Consider the following 17,880-nt stretch of genomic DNA (forward strand, 5'->3'; position numbering starts at 1 on the left):
TACTATGAAGCAGAAACGATTGCAGCACTGGCTGGCAGGCGTGGTACTATGTGTGCTTGTCTGCATCCGTCTACCGGCTGTGGTGGAGGCGGAGGGACCAGCAGACAAACTTGCCGAGACGCAGCTAGCAAGGTTGGATACAACGGATATTGAAGGGTTTTGGCGGGGACTGCTTGATAAATACGGCGGGTACTTGCCAGAGATGCAGAGCAAAAGCCTATTTGAAATGCTAACGGGTGAACATGCACTCAGTATTGGAGGAGTAGCCAAAGGGCTAGGCGCTTTTTTGTTCCATGAATTACTGGCAAATGGCAAGCTGCTCGGTGCGATTTTACTTATTACAGTATTTGCGATGGTTTTGGAGACGATGCAGAACGCATTTGAGAAGCATGCAGTAAGTACAGTTGCCTATGCAATTTCTTATCTAGTGCTAATCATTCTGGCGATTAGCAGCTTTCGGCTTGCTGTCGAATTCGCTCAAGGTGCGATCAGTGATATGGTCGGCTTTATGACGGCGCTAATGCCGCTTGTACTGGCGCTTCTTGCGTCAACAGGTGGACTGGCATCAGCCGCCCTTTTTCATCCGATGGTGATTTTTTTGGTGAATACAAGCGGTACGCTCATTGCCAATGTTGTATTCCCACTATTATTTCTCTCTGCTTTGCTAAGTCTGGTGAGTACATTTTCGACCAAATATCAGCTCACAAAGCTGGCAGGCATTTTACGCACGGTAAGCCTTGGGGTGTTGGGAAGTTTCTTCACGATTTTTCTAGGCGTTCTCTCACTTCAGGGAGCCTCGGCTGCTGTTGCAGACGGGGTGGGATTGCGGACAGCGAAGTACATTGCCGGTAACTTCGTCCCAGTTGTAGGGCGGATGTTTGCCGATGCAACAGATACGGTTGTCGGCGCCTCGCTGCTCGTTAAGAACAGCATCGGTCTCGCAGGCGTTGTCATTCTCCTCTTTCTCGCTGCATTTCCGGCGTTTAAAATTTTCATTCTCGCTTTTGTATACAACTTGTCATCCGCTGTCATGCAGCCGCTTGGCAACAGCCCGATCATCACATGTCTCGGAATAATTGGCAAGAATCTGCTGTATGTATTTGCTGCACTAGCAACGGTCTGTCTCATGTTTTTCCTGGCAATCACCATTATCATCTCGGCGGCTAATGTGTCGGTGATGATGCGATGAGGAGGGAAAAACGATGATGGCATTTCTCATCCTGTGGCTTAAAAAAATTATTCTGCTTGTTTTGCTGGCGACCTTTCTAGATCTGCTTTTGCCCGGTAATGCGTACAGCAAATACGTCAAGCTCGTGCTGGGACTCGTTATTTTGTTAACAATGCTCTCGCCGGTTATGGAGCTGTTTAAAAAAGACTGGCCAGCTGAGTTGTCCGGTATAAACGGGAATGTAGCGGCTGGTACAGCACTTGACGCAGCGAAGGTCGATGCGCTTACGAAACAGCTCGTATCGCATCAGGACGAGACAGCGGCTGCTTATGTACGTACCCAGATGAGTGAGTTGATCAAGAAACAGGTAGAAAAGCAGTATGATGTCACAGTTGAGCACGTAGCAATCAAACTTGTACCAGATGGAAGGCAGGCAGAACAGCCGATTGAGAGCATCCAGGTGACGGTCAGCTCGGAAAAGGCAGCGAAACATGACGCGCCCACATCGGAAAATGGCGCGAGCATGAAGCCGGTTGAGCCAGTCAAGCCCGTCCAGATTGAGGTTGGGGAAGGCGGACAGACGGAGCGGACAAAACGAGCAGACGAATCAGTGGCAGCTATGGCGACGCGAACCCGACTGGAAAAAGACATTCAGTCGTCTCTGTCACTTGCCTGGAACGTGCCGGATCAAGCGGTAGCTGTTCAATGGAAAAGCGGTAGAGAGGGGGGATCGTAGTGGCAGATAAGGGAGACGGGAAAAAATTCGGTAAATTGCAGTGGCTTCTTCTCCTAGGGGCGCTTGGTGTGGCAAGTATGCTTGCTAACTCATTTATGCAGTTTGATCCGAAGCAGAAAACTGTGTCAACACCGACTGCATCCGATGGTGACGTTTCGGCGTTCTCTAGTAAAAAAGCTGAATCGAACAGCATGGCACAATACGAAGAACAGTACGAAGCCAAGCTCAAAGACGTACTTCAGACGATTAATGGTGTCGGTCAGGTGGAGGTAATGGTCAATCTCGAATCTACGGAAGAAGTCATAGTTGAGAAAAACCGAAACAGCACGACACAAACAACGAAGGAAGCAGATAAAGGAGCGGCCCGTGACATTACGAACGAGACGAATCAGGAGCAGGTCGTACTTGCCAAAGGTAATACAGGCGATACGCCTGTTGTTACCAAAACCATCAAGCCAAAAGTACGCGGGGTGGTCATTGTGGCAACGGGAGCGAGCAACTTGCAGGTAAAAGCGTGGATTCTCGAAGCCGTTCAGCGCTCGCTGGGCGTTCCTTCCTATAAAATTTCGATTTTGCCGAAAAAGGCATAAGGAGGCTGAAGCATGGTGTTAAAAAAACAAACCGTATGGCTATTGTCGATGCTTGCAATTCTGGTCGTTTTGTCCGCGTACTATTTGGTGCAAGGTCCGGCTGAGCAAGTACCGATGGCAACAGGTCAGATGAATGATCAGGGAGCACTGCCAGCAGGTGATGGGAAGGACAATGGAATAAAGGTTAGCACGAAGCAGGTGACACCACAGGCAGACGGTGTTCCAGTCGCAAGCCCGTCCGATGATTATTTCATTGGCTATAAAATGCAGCGGGATGCCCAGCAGGAGCAAGAGCTTGGCCGTTATATGGAAGTGATGACGAATGCGAACACGAAGCCTACAGAAAAGGCAGACGCGAAGAAAAATTATGATGAACTATCTGCACGTAAGGATAATCAGGATCAGATAGAGGAACTAGTAAAAGCAATTGGCAGCTATAAAGATGTCGTGGTCATTGCCAAAGACGACATGGTTCGCGTACTTGTACAAACAGACAATCTGAAAAAAGACAAGGCAGTGGAAATTATCAATCTTGTTAGAGAGCATATGAAAGTTCCGGGGCTTAATGTTGTTGTTAACTACAAGCCATAATTGTACGGGGCCAGCTTCTATTCAAAGGGGCTGGCTTCTTTCTTGTTTACGGTTCTTCAAACTGTAGTGAGGGAGCGGGGCAGGAAGACACCTCGTCACTTGGTTACGCTTGCGGGCGAACGAGCCCCTCTCTTTTCCATCATCCCACGCCAAAACCTTCGGTTTACACAAACAATTTTCCCCGTACGAATTGATAAATAATTCAGTACATACTAGTAACACTCTGCCGGAGAATGTGTTATAATACATCTGTAACTTTCCTATCACTTTATATAAAAAATATAGAAAAATTGAGTTAGGAGTGGACCATGCATGTTTAAAGTTCATGAAATTCGCGAAATCATCAAGCTAATTGACCAAACAAGCATCACAGAATTCGAGATGGAAGAAGACGGCGTGAAGCTGGCTATTAAGAAAGGTACTAATGCTGTCGCGTATGTAGCAGCAGAACCAGTAGTAGCACCAGCTCCGCAAGCAGCGCCTGCACCAGTGGCAGCACCGGCTCCACAGGCAGCGCCAGCCCCAACACCAGCTCCGCAAGCAGCGCCAGCCCCAGCGGCAGCACCGGCTCCGGCAGCTGACATTGATGAAGCAGGTCTTCATAAAATCACATCCCCGATGGTCGGAACATTCTACAAGTCTGCTGAACCAGGCGCGCCAGCATACGTGCAGGCAGGCAGCAAAGTAAACAATGATTCCATCGTCTGCATCGTAGAAGCGATGAAGCTGTTCAACGAGATCGAAGCAGAAGTATCAGGCGAAATCGTAAAAGTCCTCGTAGAAGACGGACAGCTTGTTGAGTACGGACAACCTCTCTTCCTTGTGAAGCCGGAATAGTGGGAGGCAGCGTCCATGTTTAAAAAAGTATTAATTGCGAATCGTGGAGAGATTGCAGTTCGTGTTATTCGTGCGTGTCACGAATTAGGAATTCAGACGGTAGCAGTTTATTCTGAAGCGGACCGTGAGGCGCTTCATGTGCGTCTTGCAGATGAAGCATACTGTATCGGACCAACACCATCAAAAGACAGCTATCTGAACATGACGAACCTGATGAGCGTAGCGACTAAAGCAGGCGTAGATGCGATTCACCCAGGTTATGGATTCCTGGCTGAGAATGCTGATTTTGCCGAGATTTGTGCGGCGTGCAACATCACATTTATCGGACCGAAACCGGAAGCGATTATCAAGATGGGCGACAAAAATGAAGCCCGCGACACGATGAAAAGTGCAGGTGTACCGATCGTACCAGGTACAGACGGCTTGATTGAAGATATCGATGAGGCGATTCGAATTGCAGAAGAAGCCGGATACCCGGTTATCATCAAGGCGACAGCTGGCGGTGGCGGTAAAGGGATGCGTGTAGCGCGTTCCGAGGAAGAGCTTGTAGCTTCCGTACGTCAAGCACAGAGCGAAGCGAAAAATGCATTCGGTAACCCTGGCGTTTATCTTGAGAAATATCTTGAAGATACACGTCATATCGAGATTCAGGTGATTGCGGATAAACATGGGAATGTTTGTCACTTGGGCGAGCGTGATTGCTCCATCCAGCGTCGTCACCAGAAGCTTGTAGAAGAAGCTCCGTCTCCGGCGCTTGATCCAGAAACACGCGAACAGATGGGAAGTGCGGCAGTAGCTGCTGCTCGTGCGGTTAACTACCATGGCGCAGGTACCATCGAATTCCTGCTCGATAAAGATGGCCGTTTCTACTTCATGGAGATGAACACTCGTATCCAGGTAGAGCATCCCGTTACCGAATTGATTACGGGAATTGACCTGATTAAAGAACAAATCATGGTAGCGGCAGATTATCCGCTTTCTTTCAGTCAAGAAGATGTTCGGATTAACGGATGGGCTCTTGAGTGCCGGATCAATGCAGAGAATCCGGCGAAGAAATTCATGCCGTCTCCAGGCAAGATTCAGGAATACTTGCCGCCAGGGGGTTTTGGTGTGCGCGTAGATAGTGCTGCTTATCAGGGCTATCAGATTTCTCCGTTTTATGATTCAATGATTGCGAAAATCATCGTTTGGGGCAAAGATCGTAATGATGCAATTGCCCGCATGAAACGTGCGCTGTCTGAGATGGTCGTAGATGGTGTACATACGACGATCCCATTCCACCTCAAGCTTCTTGAACATGAAATGTTCGTAGAAGGTAACTTCAATACGAAGTTCCTTGAGATGTACGATTTGAAACTTGAAGAGAAATAAATGAATGAGGCACCTCCTTTAGATACACAAATTGTCTTATCGCGTATTCCTTTGGTATAATAGGCGAGAGACATAATCTGAAGGAGGTGCTATTTTTTGGATACAAACGTAGAGTTCGCACAGGCAGAGATCGGAAAAATCGAGATTGCGCCTGAAGTATTAGAAGTAATTGCGCATATGGCATCCGCTGAAGTACCAGGAGTAGCAGAAGTAAGTAGTGGCATTGTTGGAGATTTCGTGGAGCGGTTGGGTCGCAAGTCCGGACGAGGTGTGCGCGTTGAAGTAAAAGAACGGGAAGCCGTTATTGACTTGTATATGATCGTTGAATACGGTCAGCAAATCCCGGATGTCGCACATCGAGTGCAGGAAAACGTGCGTACATCCATCGAGCAAATGACCGGACTTTCCGTTTTACAGGTGAACGTACATATAGTGGATGTTCAGCTTAAACAAGAGAAGAAAGCTGCTGTCGCGGTAGAAGAAGCGCACCGAGTTCGGTAGTCAAACCGGTTAGGAGGGCAACTGTGAACTTATTTGATCGTTTCATCTTAACGTTGTACAGTCTAGCGCTTGTCGTAATCTCGCTGTTCGTGATGGCTGCTGGCCTGAATTTGATTTCTTCCGTATACATTGAGACAGCTATTACGGAGATGTATACGTCGTCACAGGTGGGCCTGATTTATTTTGCTACGGCAGCCGTGTTCTTTTTGGTTAGTTTGAGGTTTTTATTTAGCAGTATGCGAGGTGGCAGTGTATCTCGCTCACATACAGCCCCTTCCGTACAGCGCTCTAATGAGTATGGTAATGTGCAGATTACGGTGGAAACGCTTGAAAGTCTTGCAACCCATGCGGCCCGTCGCATTCGTGGCATACGTGATTTGAAGGCACGTATCGCAGTCCGTGAGAATGGGACCGCTGTCCATATGAAAGTTACGGTAGATGGCGAGACCCCGATTCCGGATTTGACCCAGCAAATCCAGCAGGCGGTCAAAGAACGTATTGAAACGATTGCCGGTGTAGAGCTGACTGAAGTAACTGTGCTCGTCTCGGAAGTGGCGCAGCCAGGGTCGGGCTCACGCATCCGTCGGGTAGAGTAACACATGGCTGCATTTTGGCAGTTGATATTGGAGAACCGGGGCAAAGCGCTGGGGATCGCAGGCGGACTTTTGTTCGGTCTGCTGTTTTTGACCGTCGGTTTTTTCAAGACGATTGCATTCTCTGTATTTGTCGCCACAGGGTATTATATTGGCCGCAAATTTGACAATGAAGAAGACATTGGTGAAGTGCTGGATCGAATTTTGCCCGGCAAATTTACCAAACGGTAAGCGTTAGCGTCGATCTCTGTCAAAGGGATCGGCGCTTTTTTCATACGTCTGGCTATTTTACTTAAAACGAAAGTTTGATAAACTGAGGAAATGGCTAGAGTAGTTAATACGGAAAATTAAAGGTGGTAGCACATGAACCGACGTCAATCCCGCGAAAAAGCGGTACAAATTTTATTCTCTATGGATATGACCGATGCAACTGCACAGGAAGCGCTTGTGAATCTGATGGAAGAAGACGATGAGGACGTAAGCGAGAAAGCAGCTGAAAATATGGAATTCCTGACTGAGCTGGTGGAAGGTACATCCGCACACCAAACCGAAATCGATAGCAAGATCAGCCAGTATTTACGTGGCTGGACGATTGGACGAATCGCAAATGTAGATCGGGCGATTTTGCGTCTGGCGGGCTATGAGATGATGTATCGGGAGGATATTCCAGTTCGTGTTACATTGAACGAAGCAGTTGAGCTGGCAAAAGTATTCGGAACGGATGATTCGCCGAAATTCATCAACGGCGTGCTTTCTAGCATGTCACGTGATCTGGAGCAGGCGGAGCATAAGGAGTAGTCAGATGGACGTTGTTCTCGGTATCGATACGAGCAACTACCGCACGTCGCTTTGCCTGGTAGATCGGCAAGGGCGGATTGTAGCAGAAGAGAAGGAGCTGCTTACAGTCGAAGCGGGGGAACGTGGTCTCCAGCAGTCGACGGCGCTGTTCCAGCATGTGAAGCGCCTGCCTGAATTAGCTCGCCGCATGGTGGTAGATGGTTCGCGGGTGGTCGCTGTTGCGGTCAGCCGGACGCCACGCCCGACAGAAGGAAGCTATATGCCAGTCTTTCTTGCCGGAGAAATGGCAGCAGAATTGATGGCGAGCTTCTTTCATGTTCCGCTGTACGGCACTTCACATCAGGAGGGGCATATTGCGGCTGGAGAATATACGGCTGATCGCCCGCTTGAGGCAGAGCAATTTCTGGCCGTTCATCTATCAGGTGGCACAAGTGAGCTGCTGACCTGTACACGTACAGAGTCGGGCTACGCGATTGAACTGCTTGGTGGCACGAATGATCTGCATGCTGGGCAGCTGATTGATCGTGTTGGTGTAGCACTTGGTCTTCCATTTCCAGCTGGCCCTTATTTGGAGAAGCTGGCCCAGCAGGCGGATGAGCTGGACGAAGCGTTTACTGTTCCGTCTTCTGTTAAAGCATACGACTTTAGCTTTTCTGGTCCAGAATCTGCTTTGCTGCGGGCGATTGAGCAGGGAGTGGCGGCACCGCTTGTCGCACGTGCGGCAGAAGTGTGTATTGCAGCTACATTGGAGAAAGTGCTTCGTCGTGCGGTAGAGCATGGTTGTGCAAAAGATATTATGATCGTTGGCGGTGTGTCTGCGAATACATACATCCGTGAGCGTCTGCGCCGCAGACTTGAACATCCGGCTGTCAAAGCCCGTCTTTATTTTGCTAATCCAGCGTATGCGGGAGATAATGCATTTGGCGTAGCACGTATCGGGTTGATGCAGTATGAAAAGACGAACAATAATTGATAAATAACTAAATATCTTTCGTAGATTACCTTTGCAATCTCCTGTCCGATTCGCTACACTGATACTGAGAGTATCAACTATTAATCGGGCAGGAGGTTTTTATATGTCAGCACATGTTATTGTAGGAACGGAAGTAGCAGCGGATATTCGTGCAGCATTAAAAGCAGAGGTAGCGCAGTTAAAAGAACAGGGTATTCATCCGGGGCTTGCTGTAATTCTTGTCGGGGAAGATCCGGCTTCACACTCGTATGTAAAAGGAAAAGAAAAAGGCTGTGAGGAAGTTGGCATTTATTCCGAAGTCGTGCGCCGTGACGCTTCGATTACAGAAGAAGAACTGTTGAGCCTGGTGCGTGGATTTAATGAGAACCCGAACATTCATGGTATTCTGGTTCAACTCCCGCTGCCAAAACATATTTCTGAAAAGGCAGTCATTGATACAATCAGTCCGGCTAAAGATGTGGATGGCTTTACTCCGATTAATGTCGGCAATATGATGATTGGAGACGAATGCTTCCTTCCATGCACGCCGCATGGTGTTATTGAACTGATTAAGCGTTCTGGTCAGGAAATTTCCGGTAAGCATGCTGTTGTCGTAGGTCGAAGCAATATTGTAGGAAAACCAGTTTCTATGTTATTATTGCAAGAAAATGCGACGGTTACGATTGCACACTCACGCACGAAAGATCTTGCTTCCATCACGAAGCAGGCAGACATTCTCGTCGTGGCTGTTGGACGAGCTGGCATGATTGGACCTGAGCATGTACGGGACGGTGCTATCGTAATTGATGTCGGCGTAAACCGTAATGACGCAGGCAAGCTGGTTGGCGATGTGAAATTCGACGAAGTGAAAGAAATTGCTAGCTACATTACGCCAGTGCCGCGCGGCGTTGGACCGATGACGATTACGATGCTGTTGAAAAATACAGTAGAGTCAGCGAAGCGTCATGCGGGACAGAAATAAAAGCAGGTAGAAGAGGAGACGGACAGGTGAACGAGAGCCGGGAGATTTTTTCAGTCAAGCAGCTTACACGCTATATTAAAGACCGGATTGAATTCGATGATGTATTGCAGAATGTTTGGGTGCAGGGTGAACTGTCTAACTTTGTGCACCATTCGCGCGGGCATATGTATTTCACGGTCAAAGATGAAGAAAGCAAAATCAAGGGCGTGATGTTTGCCGGACATAACCGGTATCTCAAATTCCTTCCGAAAAACGGAACCCGGGTGCTACTCCGCGGTTCCGTCTCTGTGTATGAACGGGACGGACAGTATCAGCTGTATGTGAAAGAAATGCAGCCAGACGGGATCGGCAGTTTGTACCTGGCATATGAGCAGCTTAAAGAGCGGCTTATGAAAGAAGGATTGTTTGATTCCGTGCATAAACGTCCGCTTCCCGCTTATCCGCACACAGTCGGAGTGATCACCTCTCCGACCGGTGCGGCAGTACGTGATATTATCACGACGATTCAGCGCAGGTATCCGCTTGCCCGCGTGCTGTTATTTCCGGTGGCTGTCCAGGGGGAGCGGGCAGTGCCATCGATTTGTCAGGCTATAGAGGAAATGAACGCACGCGGGGATGCAGATGTGTTAATTGTCGGTCGCGGTGGCGGCTCGATTGAAGAATTGTGGGCGTTTAATGAGGAAGCAGTAGCGCGTAGTATTTATCGCTCGCGCATCCCGATTATTTCTGCTGTTGGACATGAAACGGATGTAACGATTGCAGACTTTGTAGCGGATGTGCGGGCTGCCACACCGACAGCGGCGGCTGAACTGGCAGTCCCTCATATCGAGGAGCTGCGCGAGCGAGTGATGGGGCTGACCGGGCGATTAGGGAGTGCGCTGCGTGGGGAAGTGCGGCAGATGCGCGTCCGGCTTGAAAAAGTACAGCGTTCATACGTGTTGCGTCAGCCGGCCCGCCAGCTCATACAGCATGAGCAGCGGCTTGATCGGCTATGTGAACGGCTTACGAATGCGATGGTTCGCACAGCAGAACGCCGAAGAGCCAAGCTTGATCGCGTGCAGGAGCGACTTGCGGCATACAGTCCTGCTGTTGCTGTGCGTCGAAATCAGGATGGGGTGGCGATGCTATCCGCCCGCCTTGTTCGGGCGATGCAGACCTGCTTACATACAAGAGAGCAGCAGCTTGACCGTAGTCTTGCCAAACTTGATGCGCTCAGTCCGCTTAAAGTTATGCGGCGCGGCTATTCGCTTGTTTTCCGAGAGGACGAGAAAGATGCGAAGCTGGTGACAACGGTTGATGGCGTACAGACAGGCGATGCGCTGACGGTTCGGCTTGCAGATGGGTCGTTATCGTGTCGCGTAGAAGGAACGGAAAAGAGGGAGAACACATGAGCAAACGGAAGCAGGCGGAAGTGCCTTTTGAAGAAGCGATGCAAAAACTAGAAGAAGTTGTGGGACAGCTCGAAGCGGGAGATGTACCGCTTGAGACAGCGATTGCCTTGTTCCAGGAAGGAATGGATCTCTCGAAGCTGTGCAGTCGGAAACTATCCGATGTTGAACAAAAAATCGAGATGCTGCTTGAGCAGGAAGGCGAAACGACTGTCGTTCCGTTCGTACTGGAGGGGGAAGACAAGTGAGTGCAGCCGATTTTGAATTATACATGCAAGAACGTGCTGAACTCGTAGGAGCTCGGCTTATCGAAGAGATTACGAATGATGCCATTCCGGCTACGCTGCAAGAGTCGATGCTGTATTCACTGGCTGCAGGTGGCAAGCGACTGCGTCCCATTCTTTTATTAGCGGTGCTAGAAGCATTCGGCAAATCGCAGGCGTTAGGAATGCCTGCTGCCTGCGCGATCGAGATGATTCATACGTATTCGCTTATTCATGATGATTTACCAGGGATGGATAATGATGATTTGCGCCGGGGACGTCCGACGAATCATAAAGTGTACGGGGAAGCGACAGCCATTCTTGCAGGTGATGCACTGCTTACGCATGCGTTTGAAACCGTGTGCCGAACAATGGAAGTAGGCGTGTCGGCTGCGTGTGTTGTCCAAATTATACAGGAATTATCTGTATTTGCAGGTGCGAGAGGCATGGTTGGCGGTCAATGCGCCGATATGGAAGGAGAAAATCGGTCGCTAGCACTAGAGGAGCTTCAGTACATTCATCGTCATAAAACTGGCGATCTCCTCGTGTTCTGTGTACGAGCGGGTGCTTTGCTTGGAGGAGCTTCTAGCGAGCAACTTGCTGCGCTAACAACATATGCGGAGCGAATTGGCCTGGCGTTTCAAATTCAGGATGATATTCTGGATGTGGTGGGGGATGAGGCGAAGATTGGCAAGCCGGTCGGAAGCGATGAGGAACGACACAAGTCTACGTATCCGGGTCTGCTCGGTCTTGATGAGTCTCGCCGCCTACTTGCGGGTGCGATTGCAGAAGCCCATGAAGCACTTGCGGCAGCCGAACTGCCGAATGATACAATGCTGCGTGCCCTTGCTGATTTCATTATGAATCGAGATCATTAAAAAAAGCCGCAACTTTATGTTGCGGCTTCTCGTATTGGTGTTTATAACAGGTTTATGATACTATGTTTTTGATTTGAAAATGAAATTACAGACGAACGTGGGAAAGTGAGGAGTTTCACTTGTTAGCAACTATCAACTCCCCTCAAGATGTAAAAAAACTTTCACTTCCTCAGCTTTCTAAGCTGGCAGGGGAGATTCGTGAATTTTTGATAAAAAATTTATCGGCAACCGGTGGGCATCTTGCACCGAACCTTGGGGTTGTCGAATTGACGCTCGCCCTGCATTATGTGTATAACAGTCCACAGGACAAGCTGATCTGGGATGTCGGACATCAGGCATACGTACATAAAATGCTGACCGGTCGTACAGGCCAGTTCGATACGCTGCGCCAGTACAAAGGCTTATGTGGGTATCCGAAGCGGAACGAAAGTGAGCATGACGTATGGGAGACGGGGCATAGCAGTACATCGCTATCAGCGGCTATGGGGATGGCCATTGCCCGTGACCTTAAGCAAGAAAAGAGTCATGTTGTGGCAATCATCGGAGACGGGGCACTAACCGGCGGAATGGCATTCGAAGCGATGAATCATATGGGACATGATGGCCGGAATGTGACAGTCATCCTTAATGACAATGAGATGTCCATCGCGCCTAACGTAGGAGCGATGCATAATTATCTGAGCAAGATCCGCACGAATGACGGTTACAGACGTGCCAAAGAAGAAGTTGAATATTTGCTTAAGCGCATTCCGGCAGTGGGTGGCACAATGGCCAAAATTGCTGAGCGTTTAAAAGATGGCTTAAAGTACTTGCTTGTCTCTGGCATATTATTCGAAGAACTTGGCTTTACGTATCTTGGTCCAGTCGATGGCCATGATTTCAAGGCATTAATGGAGGCTATGAATCAGGCTAAGCAGACAAGAGGCCCGGTGCTTGTTCATGTCATTACGAAAAAAGGTAAAGGGTATACGCCGGCCGAGGATGATTCGGATACGTTCCACGGTGTGGGCATGTACAAAATTGAAAGTGGCGAAACGCTTAAGTCTGAAGGGCCACCAAGCTATACAAGTGTATTTGGAAATACCATTACGAAGCTGGCGGCAGACGATAAGCGAATTGTGGCGATTACGGCTGCCATGCCAGGTGGAACCGGACTTAAGAAGTTCGCGCAGACATTCCCTGATCGTTTCTTCGATGTAGGGATTGCCGAGCAGCATGCGACTACGCTTGCCGCAGGCATTGCCACACAGGGGTTGAAGCCGGTGTTTGCGGTGTACTCTACGTTCCTGCAGCGTGGCTACGACCAGTTGGTGCATGATGTGTGCCGCCAGAATTTGAATGTTGTATTTGCGATCGACCGAGCTGGATTAGTCGGCGCAGATGGCGAGACACATCAAGGTGTGTTTGATATTGCGTACATGCGCAGTATACCGAACATGACGATTATGATGCCAAAAGACGAAAATGAATTGCAGCACATGCTCTACACGGCAGCCTGTTACGATGGTCCGGTGGCGGTTCGTTATCCACGGGGCAATGGAGTGGGTGTGCCGCTTGATAATGTATACGAACGACTGCCGATCGGGAAGGCGGAGGTGCTGCGCGAAGGCAAGGGTGTAGCGATACTCGCATTTGGGAACATGGTGCCGCTCGCTGAAAAAGCGGCGGACATGTTAGAAGCAGAAGGGCACAAACCGATGCTTGTGAATGCACGTTTTGCCAAGCCGCTTGATGAAGAGCTGTTGCTCAAGTTAGCAAAAGATGGCTACCATGTTATCACAGTCGAAGAAGGTGTTGTGCAGGGAGGCTTCGGCAGTGCGGTTCTTGAATGGTATGCACAGCACGGCTATCATGATGCAGTCGTTGAACTAATGGGGATTCCTGATTTCTATGTAGAACATGGCAGTGTAAATGAACAGCGACAGGAAGTTGGCCTGACAGCGGAAGACATTGCTCAAAAAGCACGTACGCTCTGGCCAGCAGGGAGGAAACAGGCATAACGAATGAGTAAAAAAGAACGAATTGATGTCCGGCTGGTGCAAGAAGGGTTCTTCCCAAGTCGGGAAAAAGCACGGGCAGCGATTATGGCTGGTCTCGTCTACGTAGGAACAGAACGATACGATAAACCCGGTACGAAAGTAGAAACGGATAAAGAGCTAAAAGTAAAAGGCCAGGTTCATCCGTACGTCAGTCGTGGTGGTCTGAAGCTGGAGAAAGCGATCCGTACATTTGGCATTGACCTGACGGATGCAGTTGTCATGGATATTGGGGCTTCCACAGGTGGCTTTACAGACTGTGCGCTGCAGCATGGTGCACGGCTTGTGTATGCCATTGATGTCGGCTATGGCCAGCTTGACTGGTCGCTGCGCCAGGATGAACGGGTTGTTGTGATGGAGCGAACGAACTTCCGTCATTTGAAGGCAGACGAATGGGATGGAGAAAAAATTGGATTTGCTACAATTGATGTTTCCTTTATCTCCCTTCGCCTGATCTTACCGGTATTGAAAGATTTTCTTGATACTGGCGCCCGTGTGCTTGCACTTGTAAAACCGCAGTTTGAAGCAGGGCGTGAGCAAGTCGGTAAGCACGGCATTGTTCGGGAGCCGCGTGTGCATGAAGAGGTGCTGCGGACGATGATGCGCTTTAGCGAGGAATTAGGTTTCCGTGTCCGTGGATTGTCGTTTTCTCCGATTACAGGCGGGGAAGGAAATATCGAATTCTTGCTTGACTTAGAGTGGATCAACGAGCCAAAATCGGGTGCAGCAGATGAACATGAAGCAGATATTGTACGTACTGTACAGGAAGCACATGTAACATTTTAGCGGAGAGAAGAAAGATGAGGGGGAGAACACATAAGAGCGATGTAAGGATAGACAAGGCGCTGCCTGTTCTACCGTAAAATCGTTCTTTTGTCTTCTCTCTTTTTTCTGCATTTTTATGCAGTCGCAGGGGAAAGAAGATATAATGGAGAATAAGAAAGTTGTGCAACTCACCCTGGGGATATTGAGGTGTTGGTAGTGAAGACGATAGGAATCGTGATGAATAAAGATAAAACGAATGCCTGGCTGATTGCTAAGGAGCTGGTGCGCTTGCTTGAAGAGAAGCAGGCAGGCGTGTATATTGATCATGTGGTGGCCGCCCATATCGGCAGGCAGGACCTGGCACTTCCCATTCATGAGTTCCATCAGGTAGTTGACCTAATTTTTGTATTAGGTGGTGACGGTACGTTGATCGGGCTTGCTCGTGAAATCGCACCGTATTCCATTCCGATTCTTGGCATTAACCTTGGGCATCTTGGCTTTTTGTCAGAGTCAGAACCAGACGATTTGCCGGATGCCGTTAATCGAATTTTACACGGGGATTATTGTGTAGAAGAACGTATGATGCTTGAAACAGAAGTAAGGCGTGCAGGAGAGATCATTCATCATTCTGTTGCCTTAAATGATATTGGCATTGCTAAAGGGAGTTTCGGGCGCATGATCAAATGTCATGTATATGCAGATGATCTGTTTGCTGGAACGTATAACGGTGACGGCATTATTATCTCGACGCCGACCGGCTCTACTGCGTATTCGCTGTCGGCAGGAGGCCCGATTGTAGTGCCCCACATTAATGTAATTCTACTGACACCAGTTGCCCCGCACTCGCTGACAGCTCGCCCGCTCGTTTTGCCTGCGGACGGCGTGCTACGAGTCAAAGTAGATGCAACACATACGGATATTGGCCTGACGATTGACGGCCAGATTGGATATCCACTTGAGCTTGAGGATGAGATTATCATTCGTCGTTCGTCGCATATTACTTCATTGATCAAGTGGAAAGAACGGAGCTTTTTTGAAGTCGTACGCAAGAAATTACAAGGGGAGACAGAATAAAAATGGACGAATCACAAACACCGGACGTGCTGTCTGGCGGCAAGACGATGAATAAAGGACAGCGCCACATTAAAATTCGTGAGATTATTACTCGTAATGATGTAGAGACACAGGATGAGCTGGTTGAACTGCTTTGCGAAGCAGGCTTCAATGTGACACAGGCTACTGTATCGCGTGATATTAAAGAGCTTCATCTCGTCAAAGTACCGACGAATGATGGTCGTTACAAATATTCTCTGCCAGCAGACCAGCGCTTCAATCCGCAGCACAAGCTGAAGCGGACACTCATTGATAGCTTTATTTGCATTGATCAGGCAGACAATCTTCTGGTGATGAAGACGATGCCAGGGAATGCGAACGCCATCGGAGCATTGATTGATAATCTGGAATGGCCGGAAATTCTGGGCACGATTTGCGGCGATGATACGATTCTCATCATTTGTCGTTCAAAAGATTATGCGACCGCAATGTCTCAGCGGTTTATCGATATGCTGTAGTGCAACAGGAGGGCCTTCACATATGCTGCTTGAGCTTACCATCAAAAATTTTGCAGTGATTAAAGAAGTCTCCGTTTCATTTGGGCGGGGACTTACGATTTTGACAGGGGAAACAGGAGCAGGGAAATCGATTCTGATTGATGCGATTGGCATGCTGCTCGGCGGGCGTGGTTCAGCTGATTACGTTCGCTACGGCTGTAAAAAGGCAGAAATTGAAGGGCTGTTTGATTTTGCAGCTGATGCTCCTGCCCTCGCCATGTTGCGTGAGATTGGTGTAGAGACAGAGGAAGGCATGATGATTGTACGGCGGGAAGTGATGAGTAACGGCAAGACGGTCTGTCGCATTAACGGACAGCTTGTTACGATTTCGATGCTTCGCGAAGTTGCCCCGTGGCTGATCAACATTCATGGCCAGCACGAGCATCAATCGCTTATGCAAGGTGATCGCCATCTTGAATGGCTTGACGCATTCGGGGATGAGCAGGCGGCCTGTACGAAGCAGGAATTCGGAAAGCTGTACGAACAGTATAAGCAGATCCGGTCAGAACTTGCCTACATCTCAACTAACGAACGGGAACTTGTCCAGCGCATGGATATGCTTCGTTTTCAGTTGCAGGAAATTGTGGAAGCAGATCTGAAGCCGCTCGAAGATGAGGAGCTGCAGAAGGAGAAGAAGCGGCTGTCCGGCGGTGAAAAAATGGTACGTGGCTTAGAAGATGCCTATCGTTCTCTCGTCGGTGAGCAGCGAGGTGTAGACTGGATTAGCAATGCGATGAGCAATCTGGAAAGTGTCCTTGCGTACGATGAAGAACTGAAGGAAACGTATCAGATGGTCGAACAGGCGTTTTATCAAATGGAAGAAGCAGCCCGTTCCATTCGGTCATACCGGGACAACATTGAATTTGATCCCGATCGTCTGTCGCAGATCGAAAGTCGGCTTGACGAGATCAATCGGCTAAAGCGGAAGTATGGTCTGTCTGTGGATGAGATTCTCGAATATGGAGCATCGATTGAAGATGAACTCGACCAGATGGAAAACCGGGAGAGTCGAATTGAAGCTTTGAACAAGAAATTGAAAGAAGCTGCGCTCGACTTAGCGGTAGAAGCACAGGAATTGTCCGAGCTTCGCCGTCGGATTGCATCTGAACTTGCCACATCCATCGAGCAGGAGCTGCGGGATTTACATATGTCCCGCGCCCGATTTGAAGTGGCGGTCACGCATATCGAAGATGAAGACGGTCTCGATGTGAACGGCAGTCGTGTACGAGTAACTGGAACGGGGATTGATCAGGTAGAGTTCCTGATCGCACCAAATCCAGGAGAACCGCTGCGCCCGGTAACAAAAATCGCATCTGGTGGTGAGCTATCGCGCATTATGCTGGCCATGAAAACCATTCTGGCGGATGCAGAACGAATTGACACGATGATTTTTGATGAAGTGGATACCGGGGTAAGCGGGCGTGCCGCTCAGGCCATCGCAGAGAAGCTTGTGCGTGTCTCGCGCAAACGGCAGGTTCTTTCCATTACGCACCTGCCGCAGGTGGCGAGCATGGCTGATACGCATCTGCGCATTGAGAAGCACATGAATGAAACCGAAACCGAAACGCACGTGACAGCGCTCACGCATGAGGAGCGCGTCATTGAACTGGCTCGCATGCTCGGTGGAGCGCAGGTGACGGAGACGACAAAAGACAACGCTCGCGAAGTGTTAGCCCAGGCAGATGCGTTAAAAAAGGAAATGCAGGAATAAGATCACGGAAGAGATTGTTTGAAGCAAGCGGGTTATAAATGCACGGCAGTCCGGCAACATTAGTAGTACAGATAAAATGGAGGTGTAGGTAGGGAACGTGTAGGAGCGTG

General features: G+C 49.2%; 20 protein-coding genes. All 20 read left to right on the forward strand.

Translation table 11 applies throughout. The features are described from left to right. Positions 1-4: 4 nt before the first annotated feature. The 20 genes from spoIIIAE to recN all read left to right on the forward strand — a co-directional run bounded on the left by spoIIIAE (position 5) and on the right by recN (position 17,770). A complete protein-coding gene (spoIIIAE, locus tag PO771_RS05880; RefSeq protein WP_272562340.1) occupies positions 5-1,189 on the forward strand; it encodes a stage III sporulation protein AE in 1,185 nt (394 codons plus the stop codon). 13 nt (positions 1,190-1,202) lie between these two features. Beyond that, entirely contained in the window at positions 1,203-1,904 is a 702-nt protein-coding gene (gene spoIIIAF / locus PO771_RS05885) for a stage III sporulation protein AF (RefSeq protein ID WP_272562341.1), read from the forward strand. Beyond that, on the forward strand, positions 1,904-2,494 hold the full coding sequence (gene spoIIIAG, locus PO771_RS05890; protein WP_272562342.1) for a stage III sporulation protein AG: 591 nt from the start codon (positions 1,904-1,906) through the stop codon (positions 2,492-2,494). Before spoIIIAF ends, spoIIIAG begins: the two co-directional genes overlap by 1 nt. A 12-nt stretch (positions 2,495-2,506) precedes the next feature. Continuing rightward, positions 2,507-3,085: a SpoIIIAH-like family protein gene (locus PO771_RS05895; RefSeq protein WP_272562343.1), complete on the forward strand. Its 579-nt coding sequence runs from the start codon at positions 2,507-2,509 to the stop codon at positions 3,083-3,085. A gap of 312 nt (positions 3,086-3,397) precedes the next feature. Continuing rightward, positions 3,398-3,922 (forward strand): acetyl-CoA carboxylase biotin carboxyl carrier protein, encoded by a 525-nt coding sequence (gene accB / locus PO771_RS05900; RefSeq protein WP_272562344.1) that lies wholly within the window; start codon positions 3,398-3,400, stop codon positions 3,920-3,922. A gap of 15 nt (positions 3,923-3,937) precedes the next feature. After that, complete coding sequence (gene accC, locus PO771_RS05905; protein WP_272562345.1) at positions 3,938-5,293, forward strand: acetyl-CoA carboxylase biotin carboxylase subunit; 1,356 nt, start codon at positions 3,938-3,940, stop codon at positions 5,291-5,293. A gap of 96 nt (positions 5,294-5,389) precedes the next feature. Further along, entirely contained in the window at positions 5,390-5,794 is a 405-nt protein-coding gene (locus tag PO771_RS05910) for an Asp23/Gls24 family envelope stress response protein (protein WP_272562346.1), read from the forward strand. A gap of 23 nt (positions 5,795-5,817) precedes the next feature. Continuing rightward, positions 5,818-6,390, forward strand: coding sequence for an alkaline shock response membrane anchor protein AmaP (gene amaP / locus PO771_RS05915; RefSeq protein ID WP_272562347.1), 573 nt, complete (start codon positions 5,818-5,820; stop codon positions 6,388-6,390). A gap of 3 nt (positions 6,391-6,393) precedes the next feature. Next, entirely contained in the window at positions 6,394-6,618 is a 225-nt protein-coding gene (locus PO771_RS05920) for a DUF2273 domain-containing protein (protein ID WP_272562348.1), read from the forward strand. A 132-nt stretch (positions 6,619-6,750) separates the two neighbouring features. Further along, positions 6,751-7,185, forward strand: coding sequence for a transcription antitermination factor NusB (gene nusB, locus PO771_RS05925; RefSeq protein WP_272562349.1), 435 nt, complete (start codon positions 6,751-6,753; stop codon positions 7,183-7,185). Between the two features lie 4 nt (positions 7,186-7,189). Beyond that, positions 7,190-8,158: a Kae1-like domain-containing protein gene (locus tag PO771_RS05930; RefSeq protein WP_272562350.1), complete on the forward strand. Its 969-nt coding sequence runs from the start codon at positions 7,190-7,192 to the stop codon at positions 8,156-8,158. Between the two features lie 103 nt (positions 8,159-8,261). Beyond that, complete coding sequence (gene folD / locus PO771_RS05935; protein WP_272562351.1) at positions 8,262-9,119, forward strand: bifunctional methylenetetrahydrofolate dehydrogenase/methenyltetrahydrofolate cyclohydrolase FolD; 858 nt, start codon at positions 8,262-8,264, stop codon at positions 9,117-9,119. A 26-nt stretch (positions 9,120-9,145) separates the two neighbouring features. Then, positions 9,146-10,510, forward strand: a complete 1,365-nt coding sequence (xseA, locus tag PO771_RS05940) for an exodeoxyribonuclease VII large subunit (RefSeq protein WP_272562352.1) — start codon at positions 9,146-9,148, stop codon at positions 10,508-10,510. After that, positions 10,507-10,755: an exodeoxyribonuclease VII small subunit gene (gene xseB, locus PO771_RS05945; protein WP_272562353.1), complete on the forward strand. Its 249-nt coding sequence runs from the start codon at positions 10,507-10,509 to the stop codon at positions 10,753-10,755. Before xseA ends, xseB begins: the two co-directional genes overlap by 4 nt. Then, a complete protein-coding gene (locus tag PO771_RS05950) occupies positions 10,752-11,648 on the forward strand; it encodes a polyprenyl synthetase family protein (RefSeq protein ID WP_272562354.1) in 897 nt (298 codons plus the stop codon). The genes xseB and PO771_RS05950 overlap by 4 nt, the downstream gene beginning before the upstream one ends. Before the next feature lie 119 nt (positions 11,649-11,767). Then, positions 11,768-13,648 carry a 1-deoxy-D-xylulose-5-phosphate synthase gene (gene dxs / locus PO771_RS05955; RefSeq protein WP_272562355.1) on the forward strand — a complete coding sequence of 627 codons (1,881 nt, stop codon included), beginning with the start codon at positions 11,768-11,770 and terminating at the stop codon, positions 13,646-13,648. A gap of 3 nt (positions 13,649-13,651) precedes the next feature. Beyond that, complete coding sequence (locus tag PO771_RS05960) at positions 13,652-14,470, forward strand: TlyA family RNA methyltransferase (RefSeq protein WP_272562356.1); 819 nt, start codon at positions 13,652-13,654, stop codon at positions 14,468-14,470. 195 nt (positions 14,471-14,665) lie between these two features. Continuing rightward, positions 14,666-15,523, forward strand: a complete 858-nt coding sequence (locus PO771_RS05965; protein ID WP_272562357.1) for an NAD(+)/NADH kinase — start codon at positions 14,666-14,668, stop codon at positions 15,521-15,523. A 47-nt stretch (positions 15,524-15,570) separates the two neighbouring features. Further along, positions 15,571-16,020, forward strand: a complete 450-nt coding sequence (gene ahrC / locus PO771_RS05970; RefSeq protein WP_272563109.1) for a transcriptional regulator AhrC/ArgR — start codon at positions 15,571-15,573, stop codon at positions 16,018-16,020. A 22-nt stretch (positions 16,021-16,042) separates the two neighbouring features. Then, entirely contained in the window at positions 16,043-17,770 is a 1,728-nt protein-coding gene (recN, locus tag PO771_RS05975) for a DNA repair protein RecN (protein ID WP_272562358.1), read from the forward strand. The last annotated feature ends 110 nt before the right edge of the window (positions 17,771-17,880 follow it).

The organism is Aneurinibacillus uraniidurans (assembly GCF_028471905.1).
GTDB classification, from domain to species: Bacteria; Bacillota; Bacilli; order Aneurinibacillales; family Aneurinibacillaceae; genus Aneurinibacillus; species Aneurinibacillus uraniidurans.